We start from the raw sequence: 25,036 nt of genomic DNA on the forward strand, positions 1-25,036 counted from the left end.
TTAAGCGAGGCTTGCGGGTAATGAGTGGGCAATTTCGAGCGGCCGAACACCGCCGCCTCTCCCCCGCCCCCAGGACAACAACAATGACAAGCAACCTGACTACGCCAGCCCTGCTTGGCGCCCTACCCTTGTTGGTGATGGCCGACGCCTACGCTGATTTTTTCAAGGACAGCAAGACCTTCATCGATACCCGCACCTTCTACTTCCAGAACGACTATCGGGATGGGCCGGGCCAGAATCGCGTCGAGGAAGCCGCACAGGGACTGACCTTTCGCTTCCAGTCGGGCTATACGCCAGGCGTGCTGGGCTTCGGTCTGGAAGCGGCCCTGATGACCGGCTTCAAGCTGGATTCCAGCCCCGAACGTAGCGGCTCGGGACTCCTGCCGCGCGATGCCCAGAGTCAGCCTGGCGGCCCCGCCTATGCACGCGAAGCCCAGGACGAATACAGCAAGCTGGCCTTGACCGCCAAGCTGCGCCTGTACCGGGATACCGAGGTGCGCAGCGGCACGCTCATGCCCGATCTGGGGGTTTTGCAGCCCAGCGCAACGCGCCTGTTCACCCAGGATTTTCGCGGTACCGAAATCACCAATACCTCGCTGCCCGGCCTGACGCTCAAGGCGGGGCGGCTGGACCGGGAGCGGCTGCGGGACTCGACCGACTACGAAGGCATCAGCATCGCCTATGCCAATGGTCAGTATCCGCGGACGAGCGGCGGTGACTTCGATTACTTCGCCGCCAGCTATCGGCTCGGCCAGAACGCCGGGTTGGTCTACAACCTGGCACGGCTGGACGACGTCTATCGCCAGCAATTCCTCGGTTTCAAAGGCAAGCTGCCGGCCGGACCCGGGCGTTTCGTCAGCGATATTCGTCTGTTCGACTCGCGCGATACCGGACGCAGCGAAGCGGGTCGCATCGATAATCGCGTCTACGGCGGCCAGTTCGGCTACGAATGGCGCGGGCATACCCTGCAGGTGGGCTATCAACAGGTGGATGGCGAAGGCGCCTTCCCCTTCCTCGATGGCACGGCCACCTATCTGCTGACCGAGATGATGATCGCCAATTTCACCAAGGAGCAGGAGCGCTCCTGGCTGGCGCGCTACGACTACGACTTCTCCGCCGTCGGCCTGCCCGGCCTCCTGTTCAGCGTGCGCTACACCAAAGGGGACAACGCCGAGGTGGTCGGCTTCGCCGGCGAAGGCCGCGAACGCGAACTCGATACCGACCTCGGTTACACCGTTCCCCAGGGCAGCCTCAAGGGTCTGGGCGTGCGCTGGCGCCACGGCGTGATGCGCAGCAACTACGCCCGCGGCAGTGACCAGGATCGGGTGATCGTGGAATACCGCTTCGCCCTCTGATCCTCGCCTCTCACTCCGTGGCGCCGGCGGCAAGGCCGGCGCCGCTCCAGCCTGAAGGAAAGTACTGATGTCCAGCATGAAGAAGATTCTGGGCGGCCTGCTGCTCGGTGGTGCCCTGGCGGCGCCCGCCTGGGCTACCAGCGAGGCGCAGCAGCGCCAGGTAACCCAGGGCGACGTGACCATCGCCTACTCCGTGCGCGGCGCCGGGCCGCTGATCCTGTTGCTCGCCTCGACCGGCCGCGCCAGCGCGGAACTGGCGCCAGTGGCCGACCGCCTGGCGGCGCGCGGCTATCGCGTCGCCCTGCCCGAACCACGCGGCATCGGCGGCTCTATCGGGCCCTTGCACGAGGTGTCCTTCCATGACTTCGCCGCTGACTTCCAGCGGGTCGTTCGCGCCGAGGGCGGACCGGCCATCATCGCCGGGCACGCCTATGGCCAATGGATCGCCAAGACCCTGGCTGCGGACTATCCCGCCGATGTCCGCGGCATCGTGCTGCTCGCCGGCGGCGCTCGACAATGGCCCCGGGCGCTGTCCGATGCCGTCACCGCCCTCAACGATCCCGCCTCCTCGCGCGATACCCGTCTGGCTGCCCTACGGCTGGCCTTCTTCGCACCCGGCAACGATCCGACCCCCTGGCTTGGCGGCTGGCATCCGGAGGTGATGAACAGTCAGCGCCAGGCGCGCGAGCGTACCCCGCGGGCGAGCTACTGGAGCGGCGGGACGGCGCCCATCCTGGACTTGCAGGCGGAGGCCGATCCCTTTCGGCCGGCAGCCTCGCGGCAGGAGACCCAGGCGGAGTTCGGCGAGCGGGTCACCGTGACCGTCATTCCAGGGGCCAGCCATGCGCTGCCCGCGGAGAAGCCCCGGGAAACCGCCGATGCCATCGCCGACTGGGCAGCGACCTTGCCGCACCCCTGAGGGCCTGTTCAAAATCTCGCGAGCTAGAGCCAAACAAGGCGTTTTGAACGCAGTTTGGCCGACGCGCAGCAGATTATGAACAGGTTCTGAGAGCCGGCCAGGTCAGGCCGGCCCCGTCCGGGTTCAGCGTCCGACGAAGACCGGAGCGCGCTTTTCCACGACCGCCCGCGTCGCTTCGCGTGCGTCTTCGGTCGCCATCAACCGAGTGCTGTAGCCTTGCTCAATGCGGTAGCCCTCCTCCACCGGCAAGTCCTCGATCTCGTTGAGCGAGGCCTTGCCCAGGCGTAGGCCGAGCGGACTCTTGCTGGCGATCAGGCGGGCGAGTTCTTCCGCGCGCGCGCGCAGTGCCTCCGGCGCCACGACCTCCTCCACCAGGCCAATCCGCAGGGCTTCGGCAGCCCCTATGGGTTGGCCGGTGAAGAACAGCTTGCGCAGATTGCCCTGGCCGATCAGCCGCCCCAGGTGCGCGCCACCGCCACACCGGCCGACGTTGATCTCCGGCATGCTGAAGCTCGCCCTGGTCGAGGCCAGGCGGATGTCGCAGACCGTGGCCAGCACCGTACCGGCGCCCAGGGCGGGCCCATTGACCGCGGCGATCACCGGGATCGGACAGCGTCTGACCGAGGCGAAGCACTGGCGTACGACCGCGGCGCGCGCCGGATCGTCTTCTACCTTGGCGGCGAGGAATTCGTGCAGATCCAGTCCTGCGCAAAAGGCCCGCTCGCCCGCGGCGGTGAATACCGCACAGTTCACCGCGGGATTCTCCCCGAGTGCGTCGAACAGCTCGCCGATGGCCTGATAGTGCGCCAGGGTAATGGCGTTGACGGGCGGCCGATCCAGGGTCACCCAGGCGACGCCGTTATCGATCTCGAGTGTGAGGTTCTGCATGGTCAAAGCTCCTGTGGCGGAAAATCGAAGAGATGCGCGGGGTTGTCGACGAGGATCTGCCGGGCCACGGCCGGGTCATCGACCCAGCCCAGGAAGACGTCCAGCAATTCGCCGACATCCGGAGAGGCTTCGGCCATGCGCACGAAGGGCCAATCCGATCCCCACAACAGCCGCTCCGGGCGACGCGCCACCAGGGCGCGGTGGAAGGGCTCGACCTCGGTATAGGCCGGGGCCTGCCGTGACACCCGGCAAAGCGACAGCTTGACCCAGACATCCTCGTGCTCCAGCAGGGCGAGGAAGGCCTGGAAAGCGGGCGCCTGGACACCAGCGGCCGTGTCGAACTGCCCCATGTGATCGAAGACGACCGGCACCCCCAGCGGGACGATTTGCGCATGGAGCGCCGGGCAATCCGCCGCCTTCGCCCAGATGTGCGCGTGCCAACCGCGCTCGCGCAGCCGCGGCGCCAGCTGGCGCAGACTGTCCACGCCGATGCTGCCCTTGTACGGCTGGCCGGTGCTCGGATCGCGCATCTCGATGAAACGCAGACCCCTTACGCCCGCCTCGTGCAGGGCGTCCAGGTCGGCGTCGGTGATGTCCGGCGTGGCGACGGCGATACCACGGACGCGCTCGCCGAGCGTCGCGAGCGCCTTGACCAGCGCCCGGGTATCGGTGCCATAGGGGGCCGGCTGGATGAGTACGCCGCGGCTTAGCCCGACGGCGTCCAGCATCTGCCGATACACCGCGGGCGGAGCCAGGGGAATGGCGTAGGTGGCCGGCCCGGTGGGATAGCTGTCGAGGGGCCCGAACACATGGGTATGCACATCGCAGGCACCCGGCGGTACCGTGCGGGCCGTGGGGCGTGGCAGACGCGGCGCTATGGTATCCATCAGCGCTCCCCCTGGGCGTGCGGGTGACGGGCGACGAGCCGTCCTGGCGAAAGCTCTCCCAGCCGTGGCAGGCCGGCGTCCGCCGGCGTGGATACCGCGAGCGGCGCTTCGATGCCCTCCGGCAAGGGGATCCGATGCACATTGAGCGTCATGGCCACCAGGGTGTAGTAGCCGATGACCGACGAGAGCTCGACGATGCCGACGGTCCCCCAGCGCTGGTGCAGGCGCTCGTACAGCGCCTCTTCCACGTCGCCGTGGCCCTGCAGCTGTCGGGCGAACGCATAGACGTCCGCTTCGTCGAGGTCGGCGAACGCGGGCGCCGCCCCGTTGGCGATGGCCTGGACGATGGCTGCGTCCAGCCCGGCGGCGGCCGCGTCGCCGGCATGGATATGCCATTCGAGCTGGCTGTTCCAGCGGCGCGCGGTCACCAGGATGGCCAGCTCGGTCAGCCGCTTGGGCAGTACGCAGTCGTAGCGCAGCACCTCACCCAGGCGCTGCCAGCGGTCAGCCAGCACCGGGTTGTGCATGGCGGCGCGCAGCGGCCCCACCAGTCGCCCGCGGGGACCGCGAATCACGGCGTTGTAGACCTCGGCCTGGGCGGTGGTCATGTGCTGCGGATCGAACAACGGAATTCGGGCCATCTTTCACTCCTGGGTGACGGCGGTGGCGCGGGACGTCGCGATGCCCAGCTCCCGGAAGACTTCCTCCGTGTGCTGACCGAGCAGCGGCGGCGCACGATCGAAGACCAGCGGTGCATTGCGCAGGCGGATCGGGCTGACCACCTGGGGCACGCTACCCGCCAGGGGATGCTCCAGCTCGCGCAGCATGGCGCGGGCCTTGACCTGCTCGTCGGCGAAGACCATGGGCACGGTGTTGATCGGCCCGCACGGCACCTGTTCCTGCTCCAGCGCGGAGAGCCAGGTCTGCATCGGCTGTTCCACGAGACGAGCTGCGATCAGTTCCAGCAAGACCGGCAGGTTGTTCACCCGCGCCTGGTTGGTGGCGTAGCGTTCATCGTCCGCTAGCTCCGGCCGGCCGATGACCCCGCAGAAGCGGCGGAACTGGCCGTCGTTGCCCACCGCCAGGACGATATGGCCGTCGGCGCACTTGAAGACGTCCTGCGGCTGGATGTTCGGATGCCGGTTGCCGGCTCGCTGGGGCACCTTGCCGGACACCAGGAAGTTCATCGCCTGGTTGGCCAGCACGGCGGTCTGCACATCGAGCATGGCCAGGTCGATGTACTCGCCCTCCCCGGTCCGTTCGCGATGCGCCAGGGCCGCCAAGACCGCGACGCTGGCGTACATGCCGGTCATGATGTCGACGATGGGAATGCCGACCTTCTGCGGACCGCCACCCGGCAGGTCGTCGCGTTCGCCGGTCACGCTCATCAGCCCGCCCATGGCCTGGATCATGAAGTCGTAGGCGGCGTGATCGCGCTTGGGGCCGGTCTGGCCGAAGCCGGTGATGGAGCAATAGATGAGATCGGGTTTGACCGCCAGCAGATCGTCGTAGCCCAGGCCATAGCGACTCAGGGTGCCGGCCTTGAAGTTTTCCAGGACGATGTCCGACTGCGCCGCCAGTTCCCGGACGATGGCCTGTCCGGCCGGATCGGCCAGGTCGATGGTCACCGAGCGCTTGCCGCGGTTGACCGCCAGGTAGTAGCCCGCCTCGCGGGTCGCCGTGCCTTCGCGATCCTTGAGGAAGGGTGGGCCCCAGGTGCGGGTGTCGTCACCCACCGCGGGGCGTTCGACCTTGATGACGTCGGCGCCGAGATCGGCGAGCACCTGCCCGGCCCAGGGGCCGGCCATGATGCGGCTGAGATCGAGGACGCGTACATGGGAAAGAGGTCCAGCCATGGGATTGACTCCGTGAGCGTTCAGGTGGGTGCCTGGTCGTCGCGAATCTGGGTCGCGATGACAGACGGGCGCTGTTGAAAGGTCGCGTACCACTGCGCCAGGCGCGGGTAGCGGGCTCGCCAGTCGAGAAAGGACCAACGGAAGTCGAGCTGGCCGAGGGCACAGCCGATGGCGATGTGGCCCAAGCCGAAGGGCGTCGCTGCCAGGCGCTCGGCCTGGGCCTCCAGCGCCGCCAGGATGCGTTGCGTCTTCAGGGCGAAGGTCGCGAGATAGGGGTCCTCGGCCTGGTCATAGGCCAGTCCCCGGTCCAGATACCAGTTGCGCCAGAGCAGCAGCAGATCGAGAAAGCCGTCGCCGAGCGCCTGCCAGGTGAGCGCCTGGAAGTAGGCGTCCCGCTCCCGGGGCAGCAAGCGTTCGCCGTCGTGCAGACCGTCGAGGTACTCGCAGATGACCCGCGAATCGAACAAGGCGGTGCCATCGGGCAGCAGCAACGTAGGGATCTTGTTGAGGGGGTTGTCCTGCATGACCGTTTCGTTGGGCTGGCTCATGCCGACCACGCTGCGCAGGCAATCCACCTCGGCGAGCAGCCCGGTTTCGTGCAGGACGATCATCACCTTGCGGACAAAGGGCGAGCGTGGGGACCAGTGCAGGACCAGGCGAGCCTCAAGGGGTACGGAAGAGGTAAAGGACACTTTTAAGCCTATCAGCTAACTTTATGACCTTTTCAGTATAGACACACCCCTGAGCCCCTTGTCATCCCCCGTGCGTGGTTTTTCTCGCCCGCGTCAGGCGCTGGGTGGCGCGGTCGCGTGGCTGGCGGGCCGCGACTCGAAAGCCGCGTGCCATTGCGCCAGTCCTGGCCAGTCGGCTTGCCAGTTCAGGTCGGCGAATCGCACCGCCAGGTAGCCCAGGGCGCAGCCGATGGCGATATGACCGATGCCGAAGGCGGCGCCATCCAGGGCCTCGAGCTCTCGTTCGAGCAGCGCGAGACTGGCCTCCACCTTGAGCGCCGAGGCGCGCAGCATCGCCTCCTGCCGTTGCTCCGGCGGGCGGTCGCGCTCATGACGCCAGAGGATCAGGGTGTCGCAGAGGCCATCACCGAGCGCCTGCCAGCGCAGTGCCTGCCACCGCGCCGGACCGGCGGCCGGATACAGGGTGGCGTCCGAGACCAGGCTGTCGAGGTACTCGCAGATCACCACCGAATCGTACAGCGCCGTGCCATCGGCCAATTCCAGGGTGGGAATACGGATCAGCGGATTGAGCGCCATCAGCGCCAGATTCGGCTCCTGCCGTGCGACCCTGGTGCGCACGCAGCTCACGCGCGGCGTGAGCCCCAGCTCGTGCACCAGGCACATGACCTTGCGCACGAAGGGCGACAGTGGCGACCAATGCAGGACGAGGTCGCTCATCAGATTTTCACCTTCACATCCAGGCGCACCACGTCGCCGCGATAGACGCCGTCACCGACGAACACCAGCCGCCCCTCGTCGTCGATGGCGCTGCGGTAACAGTAGGCGACCGGCGCATTGAGCGGGATATCCAGCGCCTCGGCGGTGGCGAGATCGGCGGTGCCGACGGTGATGGTCTGGTGCACCTCGGTCAGGGTGAGTCCTGGTAGGTCCTTGAGAATCCGCAAGGTGGTATGGGTTGCGAGGATGTCCTCGGGAATCTGCGCAGCCAGGCGCGCGTCGATGTAGGCGTCACCCACGTAATAGGGGCGTCCGTTGCGCAGGTGCCGCCGGCGCCAGCGCCGATATTGGGCCACCCGCTCGCCGATCTCGTGCTGGACGTTGATCGGCTGGGCCTCGACGTCGAAGGACAGGACCTCGATAGAGGCGCCGGAGGGTGACAGCAGCAGACCGGACCAGTCGGTCGGGACTTCGCACCAGAGCTGGTCCTGGGGCTGCTGGATGACGAAGGTACCCTTGGCCCGGTAGCGCCGGATGAGTCCGTCGTCTTCGAGCAGCCCCAGCGCCTGGCGGACGGTCGCCCGCGCCACGCAGCACTCGCTGGCCAGCTCGTCCACCGTCGGGATCTGCTCCCCTACCGGCCACAGCCCCTGCTCGATCCGGCGCCGGAACAAGGTCGCCAACTGGATGTAGCGCGCCACGCCACTCTTGCTGAAATCCACACCTGGCCGACCGGCCAGCAACTCTGTCTCTGTCATGGTCTCTCGCGCGCTAGACGCGTCCGTGGTTGTAGCTGATGGACCAGAGTATTGCATAAAGCCTAATGATTGCTTAATTGACCTTAGGGACAGGCCAGTACGGATATAAACCATAAGGTCATGTTATTGACTTTTTAAAGCGTAACCCCCTAGAGTGCGGCTCTCTTCCTTTCCCACAGAGGCGCACCCGTCATGAACCTTGATCTTTCAGGAATGCCGATCGGCGTCGTCGGCGCCGGCACCATGGGCCTGGGCATCGTCGCCCTGGCCCTGCGCGCCGGTCATTCCGTCTGGCTGTACGACACCCGCGCGTCCGCCCTGGAACAGGCGCGCACGGCGGTCGAGGCCAGCCTTGACCGGTGGGTGCGCCGCGGCGAACTCGAGGCGGCCGGGCGTGAGGCCTGTCGCCAGCGCCTGCAGCTCGCCCACGACGTGGCGGCCCTGGCCTCCTGCGGGCTGGTGATCGAAGCCATCGTCGAGAGCCTGCCGATCAAGCAGGCACTGTTCGCCCAATTGGAAGCGCTGGTCGCGCCGGACGCCGTGCTCGCCAGCAATACCTCGTCCATCTCCATCACCGCGCTGGCCGCCTCCCTGGCGCACCCGGAACGGGTAGTCGGCATGCATTTCTTCAATCCAGCCACGGTGCTGGCGCTCGTGGAGGTGGTCCGCGGCGAAGCCACGGCCCCGGAGATTCTCCAGCGCGTGGCCGACCTGGCCAGGGCCTGGGGCAAGCAGCCGGTGTTTTGCCGCTCGACGCCGGGCTTCATCGTCAACCGCGTCGCCCGCCCCTTCTATGCCGAGGCGCTGCTCGCCCTGCAGGAAGGCGCCGCCGCACCCGCTACCCTCGACGCGGCCCTGCGCGATGCCGGGGGGTTTCGCATGGGGCCGCTGGAACTGATGGACCTGATCGGCCACGACACCAATTTCGCCGTGACGCGCAGCCTCTATGATGCCTTCTTCCAGGACCCTCGCTATCGGCCCTCGCTGATCCAGCAGGCGCTGGTCGAGGCCGGCTGGCTGGGGCGCAAGATCGGTCGTGGTTTCTATACCTACGCGGCGGACGCGGCGGAACGGCAGGTGCCCCTCGCGACTGCCTGCCCGCCGCCGCGCCGAGTGGTCCGCCAGGGCGACTTTCCGGGTGCCGAGACGCTCTGTCGCCTGGCCGCCACCGCCGCTATCGAGATCGACGTCCAAGCCGGCGACGGTCAGCTGCTGCTCGACGAGGTAGTGCTGCGCCCCTCGCTGGGGCGCAGCGCCACCGCCCTGGCCGCGGAGCGGGCGGGCGCGCCGCTGGTGCTGTTCGACACCTGGACGGATCTGGAGCGCGCGTCCCTGGTGGTACTGGCCCATGCCGACGGTTGCAGCGAGGCGCAGTTGGCGCCGGTCATTGGCTTCTTCCAGGCGCTCGGCAAGCAGGTGGTGGTGATCGACGATGTCCCCGGCCTGCTGGTGACGCGCACCCTCTGCATGCTGGCCAACGAGGCGGCCGAGGTGGTCTGCCACGGCGTCGCCAGCGCCGAGGAGGTCGATAGGGCCATGCAACTGGGGGTGAACTACCCCCTAGGCCCGCTGGCCTGGGCCGACACCTTCGGCAATGCCGCGGTGGTCACCGTGCTGGACAACCTGGCGCGTGCCTACCCCGACGGCCGCTATCGGGCGAGCAGCCTGCTGCGTCGCAAGGCGCTCAGCGATACCCGCTGGCATGCCCACTAAAAGCTTGCCCACTCCAGAGAACCCCGTCATGACCACTGCCGTACCCGTCCGCCACGACCTCCATCCCGATGGCTACGCCGTCGTCACCCTCGATCGTCCGGAACGCCGCAACGCGCTGAATCTGGACATCAAGAACCGCCTGGCCGATACCCTGGCCAGACTGGACGCCGATCCCGCCGTGCACGCCATCGTGCTCACCGGGGCCGGTGGCTATTTCGTCGCCGGCACCGACATCGCCGAAATGCTGGATCTGACCCCCAGCCAGCACCACGCCCTGCGCACCGGGCGCCTGTTCGAGGTGGTCGATGGCTGCCGCAAGCCCGTGCTGGCCGCCATCGAAGGCTATGCCCTGGGCGGCGGCTGCGAATTGGCCCTGGCCTGCGACATCATCGTCGCGGCCCGGACGGCGCGTTTCGGCCAACCAGAAATCAACGTGGGCATCATGCCTGGCGCCGGCGGTACCCAGCGATTGCTGCGCACCCTCGGCAAGTACCGCACCGCGCTGCTCACCCTGACCGGCGAGCCCATAGGCGCGGAAGAGGCCTTCGCCGCCGGCCTTGTGTCCACCCTGTGCGAGGAAGGCCAGGCCCTGGAGCGGGCATGCTCCCTCGCCCGGCGGATCGCCCAGCAACCCCCGCTGGCCGTCGCGGCGATCAAGGAATTGCTGGCTACCGGCGAAGACGCCCCGCTGCACAGCATGCTCAAGCTGGAGCGCAGTACCTTCATCCAGCTGTTCGACAGCCAGGATCAGAAGGAAGGCATGCGCGCCTTCCTGGAAAAGCGCCCGCCGCGCTATCAGGGTCGCTGAACGTTCCCCCTCGTCGCGCGCCACCGGAGGCGTCATGCTCAATCCCAACACGCTGGTCACCCTGGGCCCCTTGCCGGACGCCCTGAGCATCGCCCTGCAGGATCGCTTTCACCTGCAGCCGCTGGAAGAAATCACGGAGAGCCAGGCATTCGAAGTGGCGGTGACCACCAGCATGCTCGGCTTGAGCGAAGGCGCCATGCGGCTGTTGCCGCGGCTCAGGCTCGTGCTGTGCAACGGTGCCGGTCTGGACCGGATCGACCTGGCCGCCGCCGAGCGGCGCGGCATCGAGATCTATCACACGCCCGATGCCGTGACGCAGGACACCGCCGACTTCGCCATCGCCCTGCTCTATGCGGCGAAACGCAGGTTGGCGCAAGGCGACCGCTTCGTGCGCAGCGGCGCCTGGTCGAACCAGCGCAACGCCCCGACGCGGCGGGTGACCGGCAGCCGCGTCGGCATCCTCGGCCTGGGGCGTATCGGCAGCCTGGTGGCTAGCCGCTGCGAGGCGCTGGGTACCCAGGTGGCCTATCACACGCCCCGGCGCAAGACGGATGCGCCCTATCGCTATGTCGACAGCCTGTTGGAGCTGGCCAGCTGGAGCGACACCCTCATCCTCTGTTGCCCCGCGACGCCCCAGACCCAGGGGCTGGTCGACCAGGCCGTCCTGGCGAAGCTGGGAGCGCAAGGCACGCTGATCAATGTGTCGCGCGGCAGCGTGGTCAATGAAGAGGACCTCATCGTGGCACTCCAGGGCGGCCTGCTGGGCTTCGCCGCCCTGGATGTCTTCGCCAGTGAACCCGAGGTCGATCCGCGGCTGCTGAGACTCGATAACGTTCTGCTGTCACCCCATGCTGCCGCGGTAACCCTGGAAACCCGCGCGGACATGGCCGAACTCTTGAGACGCCGGGCAGAGGCCTATTTTGCCGAGCGCGCTCAGCCCCGCTCATAGCAGTAGGGCGACGACGCTTTGGATCGGTTAGCCCTACGGCTATGGGCGCGGAGTCGCTCGAACGGCGGGGTTGCCGTTCGCTCAGTCGAGCGCCCGAACGATCATGCCCGCCTCTCCCGCCACGGCCTGCAGGCGGCAGACCGCGGGTTGCGCCAACAGACAGTCCGCCACCGCGGGCTCCAGTTGCCGGCGCAGCCGCCTGACCAGGTCGCGAGCACCGAAGCGGGGATCGTGGCCTTGGCAAAGGAAGGCCCTGGCGCGCTCGTCCAGCTCCAGGCTGCGCCCGTGGCGGCCCAGGCGCTGGTTGAGCTTGGTCAATTCGATGTCGAGCAGGCCGGGCAGCCAGTCGTGTTCGAGGCGTTCGAAGGCCAGGATGCGATCGATGCGGTTGAGGAATTCCGGATCGAAGTGCTGGTGCAGGCTCTCTTCCAGGATAAGGCTCTGGTCCTGGGGTAAGAGGTTCAGCCAGCGCCGCCAGCCGCGCTCGAAGCGGGCGCGGTAGGCCTGCACGGCGCGGGCGCCGAGGTTGCTGGTCATGAAGATGAGGCTGTTGCGGAAGTCGAGGCGCTTGCTGCCGGCGCTGAGCACCAGCTGGCCGCTGTCGAGCACGTTCAGCAGGGTGCGGATGACCTGGCGATCGGCCTTTTCCAATTCGTCGAACAGCACGATGCCGGGGCGACCATAGCTGCCGGCGATGGCCTCGGCATCGAACAGGGAGGTGCCTTCCTTACTGCCCACGTAGCCCGGCGGTGCCCCGGCTAGGGCCGCGGCGTAGTGTTCCTGGGCCAAGGTGTTCATGTCGATACGGCAGAGGGCATCCGGGCGGCCATGGATGGCCTGGGCCAGCAGCCGCACGATCTCGGTCTTGCCCACCCCGGTGGGGCCGATGAACAGGCTGACGCCGAGCGGCCGTTCCGGGTCGCCGATATCGGCCTTGACCACCTTGAGCAGGGCTTCCACCTGGTCGAGCACGGCGTCCTGGCCGAGGATGCGCGCGCGCAGTAGCGCCATGACCGCTGCCGGCTCGAAGAGGAAGCGCGAGGGCAGTGGCGCCTGGCCCTCGCGAGCCAGTTGGCCGCGATTGTGCTCCAGCAGGTCGTTGACGAATGGCATGCGCCCTCCTCCCTGCCGACTCAGCCCAGTTGCCGTTCCTGACCGGGATGGGGCAGTTCGCCCACCGGGCAGTCCGCCACGCCGAGGGTGGAACGGGTCATCCGCTCGACGTCTGCCTGGGCCTTCTGCGCATCCAATACCCAGGTGCGGTAGAAGTCGAAAGGACAGTCGGCCACGCCCTTGTCGCCGTCACCGGAGTTGTAGACGCCGGTGTAGCCGCGGTGCAGCAACTTGAACAGGTGGTTCTGCGACTGGTCGTTGGCACGGGCGTCGCGGATCTGCGAGACCGACAGCTGGGCGTACTGGATGCCCATCTCCTCCTCGCCGCACTCCCCCAGGGTGCGGCCATCGAACCCGATCAGCGCCGAATGGCCGAAGTAGCTGTACACCCCGTCGAAGCCGGTGGCGTTGGCCACCGCCACGTAGCAGTTGTTGGCCCAGGCCATGGTCTTGGCCATCAGCACCTGCTGCTCCTTCGCCGGGTACATGTAGCCCTGGCAGCGCACGATCAACTCGGCGCCCTTCATCGCGCAGTCGCGCCAGATCTCCGGGTAGTTGCCGTCGTCGCAGATGATCAGGCTGATCTTCAGGCCCTTGGGACCCTCGCTGACGTAGGTGCGGTCGCCGGGATACCAGCCCTCGATGGGGCACCAGGGAATGCACTTGCGGTACTTCTGCACGATCTCGCCCTGGTCGTTGATCAGCACCAGGGTGTTGTACGGGGCCTTGTGCGGATGCTCCTCATGGCGCTCGCCGGTGAGGGAAAAGATGCCCCAGGTCCTGGCCTCGCGGCAGGCGGCGGCGAAGATCGCCGTCTCCTCGCCGGGGATGGTCGCGGCGGTGGCCATCATCTCGTCGCGGTCGTACATGATCCCCATGGTGCTGTACTCGGGGAACACCACCAGGTCCATGCCCGGCAGGCCGAGCTTCATGCCCTTGATCATCGCGGCGATCTGGCGGGCGTTATCCAGGACTTCGGCCTTGCTGTGCAGACGCGGCATCCGGTAATTGACGACAGCCACGCCGACGGTGTCGGGGCTGCTGGAGATATCGCCATGGCGCATCGGGTTGCTCCTTGGAAAGGGATGAGCCGGGGATCAGTGACTGATCATCCAGGGCCGGTTGGACTGACTGGTCTTCAGCCCATGGGGATTGGCCTTGCTGCGCGCCACCGGTTTGCTCGGCGCGCAGCAACTGCAACCGGCGCCATGGCTGCGCTTGGCTTTGTATTCCTCCAGCGACTGGGGTGCGTGGCGCGCGCGCTCGTTGGTTTCGTGGGCGCGGCGCTGGCCGCCGGCCAAGGTCGCCAGGCCCGGCGCGCTGAGGATCACCCGCGGGCTCGGCGTCGCACAGTCGGGACAGCTGCAGGGATCGTCGCGCTGGGCCATGGGCCGCAGCAGGGTGAAGTCACCGCAGTGCGGGCAGTCATATTCGTAGATGGGCATGGCGGGCTCCTGGCGGCTGGGCACGGCGGAGGGCCGCGCCCGGGCGGCTCATTTGTCGTAGGCGATGGGCATGTCGATGCTGCCGTCCAGGTAGCGGGTCGGGCCGGCGGCGCTGGGGTTGATGTCGAATTCGAAGATGTCGGTCGGCAGCCAGAGGGTGGCGCAGGCGTTGGGGATGTCGACCACGCCGCTGATATGCCCCTGCACCGGCGCCGAACCCAGCAGCGAATAGCCCTGGGCGCCGCTGTAGCCGAATTTCTTCAGGTACTCGATGGCATTGAGGCAGGCCTGCTGGTAGGCCAGGTTGACGTCCAGGTAGTGCTGCTTGCCGGCATCGTCCACCGAGATGCCTTCGAAAATCAGGAAGTTGTTGTAGGTGGGCACGATGGGGCTGGGCTTGAAGATGGGATTCTTGATGCCGTACTTGGCCATGCCGCCCTTGATCAGCTCGACCTTCATGTGCACCCAGCCGGCCATCTCGATGGCGCCGCAGAAGGTGATCTCGCCATCGCCCTGGCTGAAGTGCAGGTCACCCACCGAGAGCCCGGCGCCTGCCACGTAGACCGGGAAGAAGATCTTCGAGCCCCGCGACAGGTCCTTGATATCGCAGTTGCCGCCATGCTCGCGCGGCGGCACGGTGCGGGCACCGGTCGCGGCGGCGGCATCCCGGGCCGCGCCGGTGAGCTTGCCCAGGTGCGCGGTGGCGGCGAACGGCGGATTGGCCAGCGGCGGTACCCGGGTCGGGTTGCTGTCGATCAGCTCCTGCTCGCGGGCATTCCAGTTGGCCAGCAACTTGGGGTCCGGCAGGCAGCCGATCAGCCCGGGGTGGATCAGCCCGGCGAAGCGCACGCCCGGGATGTGCCGGCTCTTGGTGAACAGGCCCTCGAAGTCCCAGATGGATTTCTGCGCCGAGGGAAAGTAGTCGGTGAGGAAGCCGCCGCCGTTCTGCTTGGAGAAGAAGCCGTTGAAGCCCCACAGCGAATCGGCCTTGGCGCCGATGTCGAGCAGGTCCACCACCAGCAGATCGCCCGGCTCGGCGCCCTGCACCCCCACCGGCCCGGACAGGTAGTGCACGGTGGACAGGTCGACATCGCGCACGTCGCTGGCGTCGTCGTCGTTCTTGATGGCGCCACCGGTCCAGTCGTAGGTCTCGAGGATGAAGTCGTCACCCGGCTTGACCCAGCAGGCCATGGGGATGTCCGGGTGCCAGCGGTTGTGGACGTTCTCGTTCTCGGTGGCGGCCTGGGTGAGGTCGACCTTGATCAGGGTATCGGTCATCGCGCAGCTCCTTGCTGTGCCGGTGGCGGGAGGGTTCCGAGCCAGTCTCGGGGCTGCCACCGGCCCTGCAAATACGTTGGATGACGTATGCCTTTAGCCCAGGCGTGGCGCGGCTTGTAGCCTCTTTTTAGACGTGCAGAAACGGCCGCCCAGCGTGTGCGGGGCGGCCGTGGGAAGCGTGACCTCAGACCGACAGGTAACGGCTGATGGTCGCCTCATCCACCCTGTCGCGGGTCTCCTCCACCACGAAGCGGCCCTTCTCGATCACCAGGAAGCGGTCGGCGATGTCGAGGGTGAAGGACAGCACCTGCTCGGATACCACGATGGTCAGGTCCCGCATCGTGCGGATCTCCTTCAGGGTGCGGGCGATGTCCTTGATGATCGATGGCTGGATGCCCTCGGTCGGCTCGTCCAGCAGCAGCACCTTGGGATTGGTGGCCAGGGCGCGGGCGATGGCCAGCTGTTGCTGCTGGCCGCCGGAGAGGTTGCCGCCCTTGCGCTGGCGCATCTCGTGCAACACCGGGAACAGCGCATAGAGATCGTCCGGCACCCTGCCCTTCGCCGAGGCCGGCAGGCCGGTCTGGATGTTCTCCAGCACCGTCATGTGGGAAAAGATCATCCGCCCCTGGGGTACGTAGGCGATGCCGCGTTCGACGCGCTGGTGGGTCTCCAGTTTGGAGACGTCCTGGCCGTCCACCGCCACGCTGCCGCTCCAACTCGGCAGGATGCCCATGAGGCTACGGAAGAAGGTGCTCTTGCCCATGCCGTTGCGCCCCATGACGGCAACGATTTCCTGTTTCGCCACGTCCAGGCTGAGTTCGTGGAGGATGCGGCTCTGGCCGTAGCCGGAGACGAGGTTCTGGATGGTGAACATGGCCGGGATCTCCGTGATCGGCTGCTTGGATGGAAAAAGAGGATCAGTGTCCCAGGTACACCTCGATAACCTTGGGATCGCTCTGCACCGCCTCCATGCTGCCTTCGGCCAGTACCTTGCCCTGGTGCAGCACCGTGACCTTGTGGGCGATGCTCTTGACGAATTCCATGTCGTGTTCGATGACCAGCACCGAGCGGCCCTGGCTGATGCGGTTGAGCAGCTCGGCGGTCTGGGCCCGCTCGGACACGCTCATGCCCGCCACCGGTTCGTCGAGCATCAAGAGTTCCGGGTCCTGCATCAGCAGCATGCCGATCTCCAGCCACTGCTTCTGGCCGTGGGAGAGCAGGTCGGCCTGCTGGTGCAGCAGGTCGGCGAGAAAGATCTGCCCGGCCACCTCTTCCACCCGCGCGACCACCGCCGCGCTGCGCTTGAAGAACAGCGCGCCGAACACCTTGCGGCCCTCGGGATAGGACATCTCCAGGTTCTCGAACACCGTGAGGTTCTCGTAGATCGAGGGATTCTGGAATTTGCGGCCGACGCCGGCGCGAACGATGTCGAACTCCTTCATTTTCGTCAGCTCGCGGCCGTTGAATTCGATGCTGCCGGCGGTGGCGCGGGTCTTGCCGCAGATCAGGTCGAGCACCGTGGTCTTGCCGGCGCCGTTGGGGCCGATCACCACGTGCACCTCGTTGCGATCGACATAGAGGTTGAGGTCGTTCACCGCCTTGAAGCCGTCGAAGGAGACGGTCAGGCCCTCGATGGCCAATACCGGCTTGGCCAGCTGGAAACCAATCGGACTGGTGTTCATGGCGTGGTCTCCAGCGGGGCCGGTTTGACGGGGGTGGGCTTGGCCGGTGCCGGTGCGGCGACGGCACGGGCCGGCTGGCGTCTAAGGCGGGCAATCAGGGGCAGGCCATGGCTCTTCCACAGGCCGGCGAGGCCGTTGGGGAAGTAGAGGACGACGGCGATGAACAGCCCGCCCATCAGGTACAACCAGAGTTCGGGGAAGGACTCGGAGAAGTAAGTCTTGCCGAAATTCACCAGCAGGGTGCCGTACACCGCGCCGAGCAGCGACAGGCGCCCACCGACGGCGGCGAAGATGACCATCTCGATGGAGGGCACGATGCCGACGAAGGACGGCGACATGAAGCCCACCTGCAGGGCGAACATGGCCCCGCCCACCGCCGAGAAGGCCGCGGCGACGCAGAACACAAAGATCTTGAAGCTGGCCACGTCGTAGCCGGAGAAGCGCACCCGCTCTTCTTTGTCGCGCATGGCCACCAGCAGCCGACCGAGCTTGGAGGCCAGCACGAAGCGGGCGAGCAGGATGCAGGCGAACAGCAGCGCAGCGTTGACGAAGTAGAGAGTGACCTTGGCGCTGTCCGGGCGGATATCCCAGCCCAGTACCGTCTTCAGATCGGTGATGCCGTTGACCCCGCCGGTGAGGCCCTGCTGGCCGATGATAAGGATGCTGAGGATGGCAGCGATGGCCTGGGTGACGATGGAGAAATAGACATCCCCGACCCGCCGCTTGAACATGGCCAGGCCGATGACGAAAGCAAGCAGGACCGGCACCGCGATCACCGCCACCAGGGTGAAGCCGAAACTGTGGAACGGCTGCCAGATCCACGGCAGTTCGGTGATCTGGTTCCAGTCCATGAAGTCGGGAATGCCGGGGGTGGACTGGATCTTGGTGCTCGCCGGGTCCGAGGCCTCCAGCTTGAGGAACATCGCCATGCAATAGCCGCCGAGGCCGAAGAAGATGCCCTGGCCGAGGCTGAGGATGCCGCCATAGCCCCAGCACAGCACCAGGCCGACGGCGACGAAGGCGTAGGTCAGGTACTTGCCGACCAGATTGAGGCGGAAGGTGTCCAGCGCCAGCGGGAATACCACCAGGATCAGCGCGGCCAGCACCAGTAGGCCGAGGGCGCCCTGGCGGCCGCCGAGCAGGTTGTCGATTGCCTTGTTCATCTCGCGCTCCCTACTTGCGGACTTTTGCCGAGAACAGCCCCTGGGGCCGCAGCATCAGGATGAGGATCACCGCCGACAGGGTCAGCACCTTGGCCATGGAGCCGGACAGGAAGAATTCCAGCAGCGATTGCGCCTGGGCGATGCCGAAGGCCGAGGCGATGGTGCCGAGCAGACTGGCCGCGCCGCCGAACACCACCACCAGGAAGGTATCGACGATATACAGCGAACCGGCAGTGGGGCCGATGGAGCCGATGGTGGTGAAGGCCGCGCCGGCCACCCCGGCCACGCCGCACCCCAGGGCGAAGGTCATGCGGTCCACGCGGCGGGTGTTGATGCCCACGGCGCGGGCCATCAGCCGGTTCTGCATGGTGGCGCGGACCTGCAGGCCCCAGCGCGAGCGGTAGAGCATGAGGAACAGGGTGAAGGTCAGCAGCACCGTCACGGCCATGACGAAGAGACCGTTCTTGGGAATGTCGATGCTGGCGGTCGGACTCCAGGAGCCCATCAGCCATTCCGGCATCTCGGCGCTCACCTCGCGGGCGCCGAATACCGAGCGAAACAGTTGCTGCAGGATCAGCGACAGGCCCCAGGTGGCCAGCAGGGTGTCCAGCGGCCGCTGATACAGCCGGCTGATCATCGCCCACTCCACCAGCCAGCCGATGGCGCCAGCGACGAAGAAGGCCAGGACGATGGCGAAGAAGAAGTAATAGGGCTGCAAGGCGGGCAGGTGATGCTGGATCAGCGTGGACACGACATAGGTGGTGTAGGCGCCGACGGCGAGAAATTCGCCATGGGCCATGTTGATCACCCCCATCTGCCCGAAGATGATCGCCAGGCCCAGCGCCATCAGCAGCAGCACGCAGAACACCGACAGGCCGTTGAAGCCCTGCATCACGGCGATCGCGCCGAAGTCCGATAAGCTTTCCATGAGGCTCTCCCGCGGAGGTGGGCGGGACCGCCGCAGGGGCGGTCCCGGTCAGGCAAGGCTTAGAGCGGCTGACAAACCGTAGCGAGCGGTTGTCAGGCGGGTGCGGGCGGCGCGCAGGAACCGGACTGGGCTCGCACACGAGTGTACGGGCGGTACATGAGGATTCCGAGCACTGCACGCGCCCGCCTGGCGGACGCGCAGTAGGTTTGCCAGTCGCTCTACTGGTAGCCTTTGGGGAAGGGGTTTGGCTCGATCAGCTCGGGCGACTCGTAGACCACCTTGAAGGTGCCGTCCGGCTGGATCTGGGCGATCCGCGAGCGGCTCCAGAGGTGATGGTTGTCATGCACCTTCACGTAGCCTTCCGGGGCGGTCTTGAGTTCCAGGCCCGGCGAGGCCGCGACCACCTTGTCGACGTCGAAGCTGCCAGCCTTCTCAACCGCCATCTTCCACAGCCAGGGGCCGAGGTAGGCGGCCTGGGTCACGTCGCCGATCACCGCGTCCTTGCCGTACTTGGCCTTGAACGCTTCGACGAAGGTCTTGTTGTTGGGATTGTCCAGGGTCTGGAAGTACTTCATGGACGAGTAGAAGCCGGCCATGTTCTCGCCGCCGATGCCGAGCATCTCGTCCTCGGTCACCGAGAGGGTCAGCAGATTCTGCTTGGCGGAGGTGATGCCGGCCGCCTTGAGCTGCTTGTAGAAGGCCACGTTGGAACCGCCGACCACCGCAGCGAAGACCACGTCGGGCTTCTTCAACTTGATCTTGTTGGTCAGGGAGCCGAACTGGGTGCCGCCCAGGGGGTAGTACTCCTCCCCCACCACCTCGCCGTGCAGCACGTTCTCGATGTGCTTGCGGGCGATCTTCATCGAGGTGCGCGGCCAGATGTAGTCCGAGCCCACCAGGTAGAAGGTCTTGGCGCCCTTCTCCTTGGCCAGCCAATCCAGCGCCGAGAGGATCTGCTGGGTAGCTTCCTGGCCGGTGTAGAAGACGTTCTTCGACTGCTCCAGGCCTTCGTAGAAGGTCGGGTAGTAGAGCAGGCCGTTGTCCTTCTCGAAGATCGGCAGCACCGCCTTGCGCGAGGCCGAGGTCCAGCAGCCGAACACCGCGGCGACCTTGTCGGCCTCCAGCAGCTTCTTGGCCTTCTCGGCGAAGGTCGGCCAGTCGGAGGCGCCGTCTTCCTGAACGATCTTGATCTGCCGGCCGAGCACACCGCCCTGGGCATTGATCTGCTCGATGGCCAGGCGTTCGGCCTGGATGGCGCCGGTCTCGGAGATGGCCATGGTGCCGGTGGCCGAATGCAACTGGCCGACGGTCACCGTGGTATCGGTCACGGCCAGGCCGGTGGTGTTGGCGGCATCCGCCAGGACACCCTGGCTGAACACGCTGGCCGCCAGCAGGGACAGGGCGGCGGCGCCCAACGCCAGGCGCCGGGGAAGGCTGGGTTTCAGGCCCGATGGTCTGTGCATCTTCTCGCTCCTCTAGGTGATTGCCGTCGTCCCTTGTGGCCAGGACCGCCGGGCTTTGGCTGCGGAGCAAGGATGGGGCGCCGGTGCGGGCGTGGAACATACGCAGGATGACGTAACGGCATACGTCATCTGACGTACTGCTCGCTGCAACGCCCTGGGGCATGCTCTGTCTCGCGCGCGCCCGCGCGCAGCCACACAAGCAGGCTGCCCAGGCGCTGTGCACCACGCCCAGGCAAGGGCACGGAACTTGCCTGAAGAGCGCACCGCCGAACCGTCAGGAGCCCTGCCGTGCAGCAGAACGGGACGCAACGCATCGCCAAGATCCGCCGGGACTACAACAGCTGGGTCGCCGACGAGACGCTGGAAGACTACGCCCTGCGCTACACCCCCCGCTCGTTCCGCAAATGGTCGGAATTCCGCATCGCCAACACGGCGCTGGGCGCCCTGTCCTTCCTGGCCCTGGAGGCCATCGGCGGCGCCCTGGCGATCAGCTATGGCTTCACCAACACCCTCTGGGCGGTGCTGGCGGTGAGTCTGGTGATCTTCCTCACCGGCCTGCCGATCAGCTACTACGCGGCGCGCTTTGGTGTGGACATGGACCTGCTGACCCGCGGCGCCGGCTTCGGCTACATCGGCTCCACCATCACCTCGCTGATCTACGCCAGCTTCACTTTCCTGTTCTTCGCCCTGGAAGCGGCGATCATGGCGCTGGCCCTGGAGCTGTACTTCCGCATCCCCCTGGCCCTGGCCTACGTGATCTGCTCGATCATCATCATCCCCCTGGTCACCTATGGCATCACCCTGATCAATCGCCTGCAGCTGTGGAGCCAACCGCTCTGGCTGCTCCTGCTGGCCCTGCCCTACGTCTTCGTCACCGCCAAGAACCCCGGCGCCCTGGCGGACTGGACCACCTTCGCCGGGCGCGAGGGCGAGGCCGGGGCCTTCAACCTGCTGTCCTTCGGCGCCGCCTGTACCGTGGGCCTGGCGCTGGTGACCCAGATCGGCGAGCAGGTCGACTACCTGCGCTTCCTGCCGGAGAAGACCGCCGAAAACCGCCGGCGCTGGTGGGCGGCGTTGCTGCTGGCCGGCCCCGGCTGGATCCTGCCCGGGGCGCTGAAGATGCTGGCCGGCGCCTTCCTGGCCTTTCTCGCCCTGCAGCATGAGATTCCCCTGGAGCGCGCCGCCGAGCCAACCCAGATGTACCTGGTGGCCTTCGGCTACGTCTTCTCTTCACCAGGCTGGGCCATGGGCGCCATGGTGCTCTTCGTCATCGTCAGCCAGATCAAGATCAACCTGACCAACGCCTATGCCGGCTCCCTGGCCTGGTCCAACTTCTTCGCCCGGGTCACCCACAGCCACCCCGGCCGGGTGGTGTGGCTGGTGTTCAATGTGCTGATCGCCCTGATGCTCATGGAGCTGGGGGTGTTCCAGGCCATCGAGGAGGTGCTCGGGCTCTATGCCAACATCGCCATCGCCTGGATCGGCGCGGTGGTCGCCGACCTGGTGATCAACAAGCCGCTGGGCCTGTCGCCCAAGCACATAGAATTCAAGCGCGCGCACCTCTACGACATCAATCCGGTGGGCGTCGGCGCCATGCTGCTGGCTTCGCTGCTCTCCGGCCTGGCCCATGCCGGGCTGTTCGGCGCCCTGGCCCAGGCCGCCTCACCGGCGGTGTCCCTGCTCGCCGCGCTGGTCTGTGCCCCACTGCTGGCCTGGTGCACCCGGGGGCGCTACTACATCGCCCGTACCAGCGTGCTGAAGCTGCTCCATCCGGCCCAGGTCCACCTGGAGTGCGTGCTCTGCGCCAACGCCTTCGAGCGCGAGGACATCGCCTTCTGCCCGGCGTACGGAGCGCCCATCTGCTCGCTGTGCTGCGCCCTGGACGCGCGCTGTGGCGACCTGTGCAAACCCGAGGCGCGGCTGTCGGCGCAATTCGACAGCCTGCTGCGCTGGCTGCTGCCGAACACCTCGGTGCCGCGCCTGCATACCCGCCTGGCGCACTACCTGGGCGTCCTGCTGGTCATGGTCGGGCTGATGTTCTGTGCCCTGGCATTGATCTACAGCCAGGTCTCCCAGGGCCTCCAGGGCGACGAGCGCCACCTGCTCTACCAGGGCTTCTTCAAGGCCTTCATGGTGCTCACCCTGTTCGCCGCGGCGCTGGCCTGGTGGGTAGTGCTGACGCGCGAGAGCCGCCACGTGGCCCTGGAGGAATCGACCCGCCAGACTGCGCTGCTGATGCAGGAGATCCAGGCCCACCGCAAGACCGACGAGGCCCTGCAGCGCGCCAAGGAGGCCTCCGAGGCCGCCAACGCCGCAAAGAGTCGCTACGTCACCGGCCTCTCCCACGAATTACGCACGCCGCTGAACAGCATCCTCGGCTACACCCAGATCCTGCAGCGCGACCCGGCGAGCAACAGTCGCCAGCAGGACGCCCTGGCCACCATCTACCGCAGCGGCTCGCACCTGCTGTCGCTGATCGACGGCCTGCTCGACGTGGCCAAGATCGAGGCCGGCAAGCTCAACCTGGAACCCTCGGAAATCCCCTTCCCGGAATTCATCGAGCAATTGCAGCAGATGTTCGCCCCCCAGGCCCAGGACAAGGGCCTGAGCTTCCGGCTCGACGCCCAGGGACGCCTGCCGGCGGTGGTCCGCGGCGACGAGAAGCGCGTCCGCCAGATCCTCATCAACCTGCTCGGCAATGCCGTGCGCTACACCGATCAAGGTGGCGTGGTACTGGGGGTGACCTATGCCCGGGAAACCGCCACCTTCGAGATCCTCGACAGTGGCCTGGGGATCGCTCCGGAACAGCTGGAACGGCTGTTCCAGCCCTTCGAACGCGGTGACCCACTGCGCCAGGACAACGGCCTCGGCCTGGGCCTGACCATCACCCGCATGCTGGTGACCCTGATGGGCGGGGCCCTGGATGTCCAGAGTACGCCAGGCCAGGGCACCCGCTTCGTGGTGCGGCTGTTTCTCTCCGAGGTACGCGTGCCCCAGGCGCTGGTCCACGTCGAGCACCACATCAGCGGTTACCAGGGGCCACGCCGGCGGGTGCTGGTGGTGGACGACCACCTCGACCATCGCCGCGTGCTCGCCGGCATGCTCGAGCCCCTGGGTTTCGAACTGGCCGAGGCCAGCAACGGCCAGGACGCCATCCGCCAGGTGGCCCTGTGGCAGCCGGACCTGATCCTCATGGACCTCGCCATGCCCCAGCTCGACGGCCTGGAGACCAGCACCCTGATTCGCCGCAACGGCCTCTCTCGGGCGCCGATCATCGTCATCTCCGCCAACGCCTTCGCCGATGACCGCGAACGCAGCGCAGCCGCCGCCTGCGATGACTACCTGGCCAAGCCGGTGCACACGCCGCAGTTGCTGGAGAAGATCAAGAAGCACCTGGACCTGGAGTGGCTGGAGCGCCCCGAGGTGTCGCCCAAGGCGCTCCCGCTCTCCCTGCAGGCACCCAGTGCCGCCAGTCTGACCGAGCTGCGGGAGCTGGGCGCCCTGGGCTACGTCAAGGGTATCCTCGAATGCCTGGACCGCATCGATCGCGACGAGCCCCTCAGCGCCGCCTACGTCGCCAGCCTGCGCAATCTGGTCAAGCGCTTCCAGCTCAACGACTTCAATCGCCGCCTCAAGGACAGCCTGCAGCCGGCCGACCTGCCCCTGGAAGGAGAACACCCATGAATGCCGTCCTACAGCCCGCTCCCGCCGGCGTCGTGCTGATCGTCGATGACACCCCCGACAACCTCGCGCTGCTCTCCGATGCCCTGGACGCCACCGGCTACATGGTGCTGGTGGCCATGGACGGCGCCAGCGCCCTGGAACGCATGCAGCGCCGCCGTCCGGACGTGGTGCTGCTCGATGCGGTGATGCCTGGCCTGGACGGTTTCGAGACTTGCCGGCGGATCAAGGCCCAGGCCGAGCTGGCCGACATTCCGGTGCTGTTCATGACCGCCCTGACCGACAGCGAGCACGTGGTGGAGGCCTTCGCCGCCGGCGGTATCGACTATGTCACCAAGCCGCTGAAGACCGACGAGGTGCTGGCGCGGGTGGCCGCCCACCTGCGCACGGCTCGGGAACTCCAGGCGGCCAGGAGCCTGCCGGTGAACCGGCCCCAGGCCAGGACCGCGCTGGACCTCGCGCCCCTCAGCAGCCGCTACCAACTGACCGGCCGCGAGGTCGAGGTACTGCACTGGGTGGCCTGCGGCAAGACCAATCGGGACATTGGCGACATCCTCGGCCTCTCACCGCGCACGGTGAACAAGCACCTGGAGCACGTCTACGTGAAGCTCGGCGTGGAAACCCGTACCGCCGCCGCCACCCTGGCCATCGCCGCCTGTCGATGACGAAAGCGTTGCGAAGGGCACTCCCATGCGTACCTTCGGCTCCAGGGGCAGGGCATCCCGCGGGGTACCTCGTCGG

The 25,036-nt window shown here is 66.8% G+C and carries 23 protein-coding genes and 1 other RNA gene; 7 read left to right on the forward strand and 17 right to left on the reverse strand.

What is annotated here, in order from left to right:
• The first annotated feature begins 83 nt into the window (after positions 1–83).
• Both QZ471_RS20350 and QZ471_RS20355 read left to right on the forward strand, forming a co-directional pair.
• Positions 84–1,355 (forward strand): OprD family outer membrane porin, encoded by a 1,272-nt coding sequence (locus QZ471_RS20350; RefSeq protein ID WP_295467215.1) that lies wholly within the window; start codon positions 84–86, stop codon positions 1,353–1,355.
• 67 nt (positions 1,356–1,422) lie between these two features.
• A complete protein-coding gene (locus QZ471_RS20355) occupies positions 1,423–2,274 on the forward strand; it encodes an alpha/beta hydrolase (RefSeq protein WP_295467217.1) in 852 nt (283 codons plus the stop codon).
• A 123-nt stretch (positions 2,275–2,397) separates the two neighbouring features.
• On the opposite strand, the gene QZ471_RS20360 is transcribed toward QZ471_RS20355, so the two are convergent.
• The 7 genes from QZ471_RS20360 to QZ471_RS20390 all read right to left on the reverse strand — a co-directional run bounded on the left by QZ471_RS20360 (position 2,398) and on the right by QZ471_RS20390 (position 8,072).
• Positions 2,398–3,162, reverse strand: coding sequence for an enoyl-CoA hydratase-related protein (locus QZ471_RS20360; protein WP_295467219.1), 765 nt, complete (start codon positions 3,160–3,162; stop codon positions 2,398–2,400).
• Between the two features lie 2 nt (positions 3,163–3,164).
• Complete coding sequence (locus QZ471_RS20365) at positions 3,165–4,049, reverse strand: amidohydrolase family protein (protein WP_295467221.1); 885 nt, start codon at positions 4,047–4,049, stop codon at positions 3,165–3,167.
• Positions 4,049–4,690: a carboxymuconolactone decarboxylase family protein gene (locus QZ471_RS20370; RefSeq protein ID WP_295467223.1), complete on the reverse strand. Its 642-nt coding sequence runs from the start codon at positions 4,688–4,690 to the stop codon at positions 4,049–4,051. The genes QZ471_RS20365 and QZ471_RS20370 overlap by 1 nt, the downstream gene beginning before the upstream one ends.
• A 3-nt stretch (positions 4,691–4,693) precedes the next feature.
• A complete protein-coding gene (locus QZ471_RS20375) occupies positions 4,694–5,905 on the reverse strand; it encodes a CaiB/BaiF CoA-transferase family protein (RefSeq protein WP_295467225.1) in 1,212 nt (403 codons plus the stop codon).
• A 20-nt stretch (positions 5,906–5,925) separates the two neighbouring features.
• Positions 5,926–6,597, reverse strand: coding sequence for a glutathione S-transferase N-terminal domain-containing protein (locus tag QZ471_RS20380; RefSeq protein WP_295467227.1), 672 nt, complete (start codon positions 6,595–6,597; stop codon positions 5,926–5,928).
• Positions 6,598–6,690: 93 nt separating this feature from the next.
• Complete coding sequence (locus tag QZ471_RS20385; RefSeq protein ID WP_295467229.1) at positions 6,691–7,314, reverse strand: glutathione S-transferase family protein; 624 nt, start codon at positions 7,312–7,314, stop codon at positions 6,691–6,693.
• Positions 7,314–8,072 carry a GntR family transcriptional regulator gene (locus QZ471_RS20390; RefSeq protein ID WP_295467231.1) on the reverse strand — a complete coding sequence of 253 codons (759 nt, stop codon included), beginning with the start codon at positions 8,070–8,072 and terminating at the stop codon, positions 7,314–7,316. The genes QZ471_RS20385 and QZ471_RS20390 overlap by 1 nt, the downstream gene beginning before the upstream one ends.
• Positions 8,073–8,264: 192 nt before the next feature.
• Between QZ471_RS20390 and QZ471_RS20395 the strand changes: the two genes are divergently transcribed.
• Genes QZ471_RS20395 through QZ471_RS20405 form a run of 3 tightly spaced genes read left to right on the forward strand, consistent with a single transcriptional unit; the run spans position 8,265 to position 11,542 of the window.
• Positions 8,265–9,785: a 3-hydroxyacyl-CoA dehydrogenase gene (locus QZ471_RS20395; protein WP_295467233.1), complete on the forward strand. Its 1,521-nt coding sequence runs from the start codon at positions 8,265–8,267 to the stop codon at positions 9,783–9,785.
• Between the two features lie 28 nt (positions 9,786–9,813).
• Entirely contained in the window at positions 9,814–10,593 is a 780-nt protein-coding gene (locus QZ471_RS20400; RefSeq protein WP_295467235.1) for an enoyl-CoA hydratase-related protein, read from the forward strand.
• 34 nt (positions 10,594–10,627) lie between these two features.
• A complete protein-coding gene (locus QZ471_RS20405; protein ID WP_295467238.1) occupies positions 10,628–11,542 on the forward strand; it encodes a 2-hydroxyacid dehydrogenase in 915 nt (304 codons plus the stop codon).
• An 81-nt stretch (positions 11,543–11,623) separates the two neighbouring features.
• On the opposite strand, the gene QZ471_RS20410 is transcribed toward QZ471_RS20405, so the two are convergent.
• From QZ471_RS20410 to urtA, 10 genes are all read right to left on the reverse strand, one after another.
• On the reverse strand, positions 11,624–12,655 hold the full coding sequence (locus QZ471_RS20410) for an AAA family ATPase (protein ID WP_295467240.1): 1,032 nt from the start codon (positions 12,653–12,655) through the stop codon (positions 11,624–11,626).
• 20 nt (positions 12,656–12,675) lie between these two features.
• Positions 12,676–13,719, reverse strand: coding sequence for an aliphatic amidase (locus tag QZ471_RS20415; RefSeq protein WP_295467242.1), 1,044 nt, complete (start codon positions 13,717–13,719; stop codon positions 12,676–12,678).
• A 33-nt stretch (positions 13,720–13,752) separates the two neighbouring features.
• Complete coding sequence (locus QZ471_RS20420) at positions 13,753–14,100, reverse strand: zinc ribbon domain-containing protein (RefSeq protein WP_295467244.1); 348 nt, start codon at positions 14,098–14,100, stop codon at positions 13,753–13,755.
• Between the two features lie 48 nt (positions 14,101–14,148).
• Positions 14,149–15,378, reverse strand: a complete 1,230-nt coding sequence (gene fmdA / locus QZ471_RS20425; protein ID WP_295467246.1) for a formamidase — start codon at positions 15,376–15,378, stop codon at positions 14,149–14,151.
• Positions 15,379–15,562: 184 nt separating this feature from the next.
• Positions 15,563–16,252 (reverse strand): urea ABC transporter ATP-binding subunit UrtE, encoded by a 690-nt coding sequence (gene urtE, locus QZ471_RS20430; protein ID WP_295467248.1) that lies wholly within the window; start codon positions 16,250–16,252, stop codon positions 15,563–15,565.
• Positions 16,253–16,295: 43 nt separating this feature from the next.
• Positions 16,296–17,060: an urea ABC transporter ATP-binding protein UrtD gene (urtD, locus tag QZ471_RS20435; RefSeq protein ID WP_295467250.1), complete on the reverse strand. Its 765-nt coding sequence runs from the start codon at positions 17,058–17,060 to the stop codon at positions 16,296–16,298.
• Entirely contained in the window at positions 17,057–18,223 is a 1,167-nt protein-coding gene (urtC, locus tag QZ471_RS20440) for an urea ABC transporter permease subunit UrtC (protein WP_295467252.1), read from the reverse strand. The genes urtD and urtC overlap by 4 nt, the downstream gene beginning before the upstream one ends.
• 10 nt (positions 18,224–18,233) lie before the next feature.
• A complete protein-coding gene (urtB, locus tag QZ471_RS20445) occupies positions 18,234–19,151 on the reverse strand; it encodes an urea ABC transporter permease subunit UrtB (protein ID WP_058785716.1) in 918 nt (305 codons plus the stop codon).
• A gap of 66 nt (positions 19,152–19,217) precedes the next feature.
• Positions 19,218–19,309, reverse strand: a non-coding RNA gene (locus QZ471_RS20450) — sX9 sRNA.
• Positions 19,310–19,369: 60 nt separating this feature from the next.
• On the reverse strand, positions 19,370–20,614 hold the full coding sequence (gene urtA / locus QZ471_RS20455; RefSeq protein ID WP_295467255.1) for an urea ABC transporter substrate-binding protein: 1,245 nt from the start codon (positions 20,612–20,614) through the stop codon (positions 19,370–19,372).
• A gap of 288 nt (positions 20,615–20,902) precedes the next feature.
• On the opposite strand from urtA, the gene QZ471_RS20460 reads away from it, so the two are divergent.
• The gene (locus tag QZ471_RS20460; RefSeq protein WP_295467257.1) at positions 20,903–24,298 is read left to right on the forward strand and encodes an ATP-binding protein; all 3,396 of its coding nucleotides are present in this window, start codon (positions 20,903–20,905) and stop codon (positions 24,296–24,298) included.
• The gene (locus tag QZ471_RS20465; RefSeq protein WP_295467259.1) at positions 24,295–24,960 is read left to right on the forward strand and encodes a response regulator; all 666 of its coding nucleotides are present in this window, start codon (positions 24,295–24,297) and stop codon (positions 24,958–24,960) included. The genes QZ471_RS20460 and QZ471_RS20465 overlap by 4 nt, the downstream gene beginning before the upstream one ends.
• Positions 24,961–25,036 lie beyond the last annotated feature (76 nt).

The organism is uncultured Pseudomonas sp., assembly GCF_913774235.1.
Lineage (GTDB): Bacteria > Pseudomonadota > Gammaproteobacteria > Pseudomonadales > Pseudomonadaceae > Chryseomonas.

Coding starts and splice junctions, on each gene's coding strand:
- QZ471_RS20350 (WP_295467215.1), top strand. CDS start 84: ATGACAAGCAACCTGACTACGCCAGCCCTGCTTGGCGCCCTACCCTTG.
- QZ471_RS20355 (WP_295467217.1), top strand. CDS start 1,423: ATGTCCAGCATGAAGAAGATTCTGGGCGGCCTGCTGCTCGGTGGTGCC.
- QZ471_RS20360 (WP_295467219.1), bottom strand. CDS start 3,162: ATGCAGAACCTCACACTCGAGATCGATAACGGCGTCGCCTGGGTGACC.
- QZ471_RS20365 (WP_295467221.1), bottom strand. CDS start 4,049: ATGGATACCATAGCGCCGCGTCTGCCACGCCCCACGGCCCGCACGGTA.
- QZ471_RS20370 (WP_295467223.1), bottom strand. CDS start 4,690: ATGGCCCGAATTCCGTTGTTCGATCCGCAGCACATGACCACCGCCCAG.
- QZ471_RS20375 (WP_295467225.1), bottom strand. CDS start 5,905: ATGGCTGGACCTCTTTCCCATGTACGCGTCCTCGATCTCAGCCGCATC.
- QZ471_RS20385 (WP_295467229.1), bottom strand. CDS start 7,314: ATGAGCGACCTCGTCCTGCATTGGTCGCCACTGTCGCCCTTCGTGCGC.
- QZ471_RS20390 (WP_295467231.1), bottom strand. CDS start 8,072: ATGACAGAGACAGAGTTGCTGGCCGGTCGGCCAGGTGTGGATTTCAGC.
- QZ471_RS20395 (WP_295467233.1), top strand. CDS start 8,265: ATGAACCTTGATCTTTCAGGAATGCCGATCGGCGTCGTCGGCGCCGGC.
- QZ471_RS20400 (WP_295467235.1), top strand. CDS start 9,814: ATGACCACTGCCGTACCCGTCCGCCACGACCTCCATCCCGATGGCTAC.
- QZ471_RS20405 (WP_295467238.1), top strand. CDS start 10,628: ATGCTCAATCCCAACACGCTGGTCACCCTGGGCCCCTTGCCGGACGCC.
- QZ471_RS20410 (WP_295467240.1), bottom strand. CDS start 12,655: ATGCCATTCGTCAACGACCTGCTGGAGCACAATCGCGGCCAACTGGCT.
- QZ471_RS20415 (WP_295467242.1), bottom strand. CDS start 13,719: ATGCGCCATGGCGATATCTCCAGCAGCCCCGACACCGTCGGCGTGGCT.
- QZ471_RS20420 (WP_295467244.1), bottom strand. CDS start 14,100: ATGCCCATCTACGAATATGACTGCCCGCACTGCGGTGACTTCACCCTG.
- fmdA (WP_295467246.1), bottom strand. CDS start 15,378: ATGACCGATACCCTGATCAAGGTCGACCTCACCCAGGCCGCCACCGAG.
- urtE (WP_295467248.1), bottom strand. CDS start 16,252: ATGTTCACCATCCAGAACCTCGTCTCCGGCTACGGCCAGAGCCGCATC.
- urtD (WP_295467250.1), bottom strand. CDS start 17,060: ATGAACACCAGTCCGATTGGTTTCCAGCTGGCCAAGCCGGTATTGGCC.
- urtC (WP_295467252.1), bottom strand. CDS start 18,223: ATGAACAAGGCAATCGACAACCTGCTCGGCGGCCGCCAGGGCGCCCTC.
- urtB (WP_058785716.1), bottom strand. CDS start 19,151: ATGGAAAGCTTATCGGACTTCGGCGCGATCGCCGTGATGCAGGGCTTC.
- urtA (WP_295467255.1), bottom strand. CDS start 20,614: ATGCACAGACCATCGGGCCTGAAACCCAGCCTTCCCCGGCGCCTGGCG.
- QZ471_RS20465 (WP_295467259.1), top strand. CDS start 24,295: ATGAATGCCGTCCTACAGCCCGCTCCCGCCGGCGTCGTGCTGATCGTC.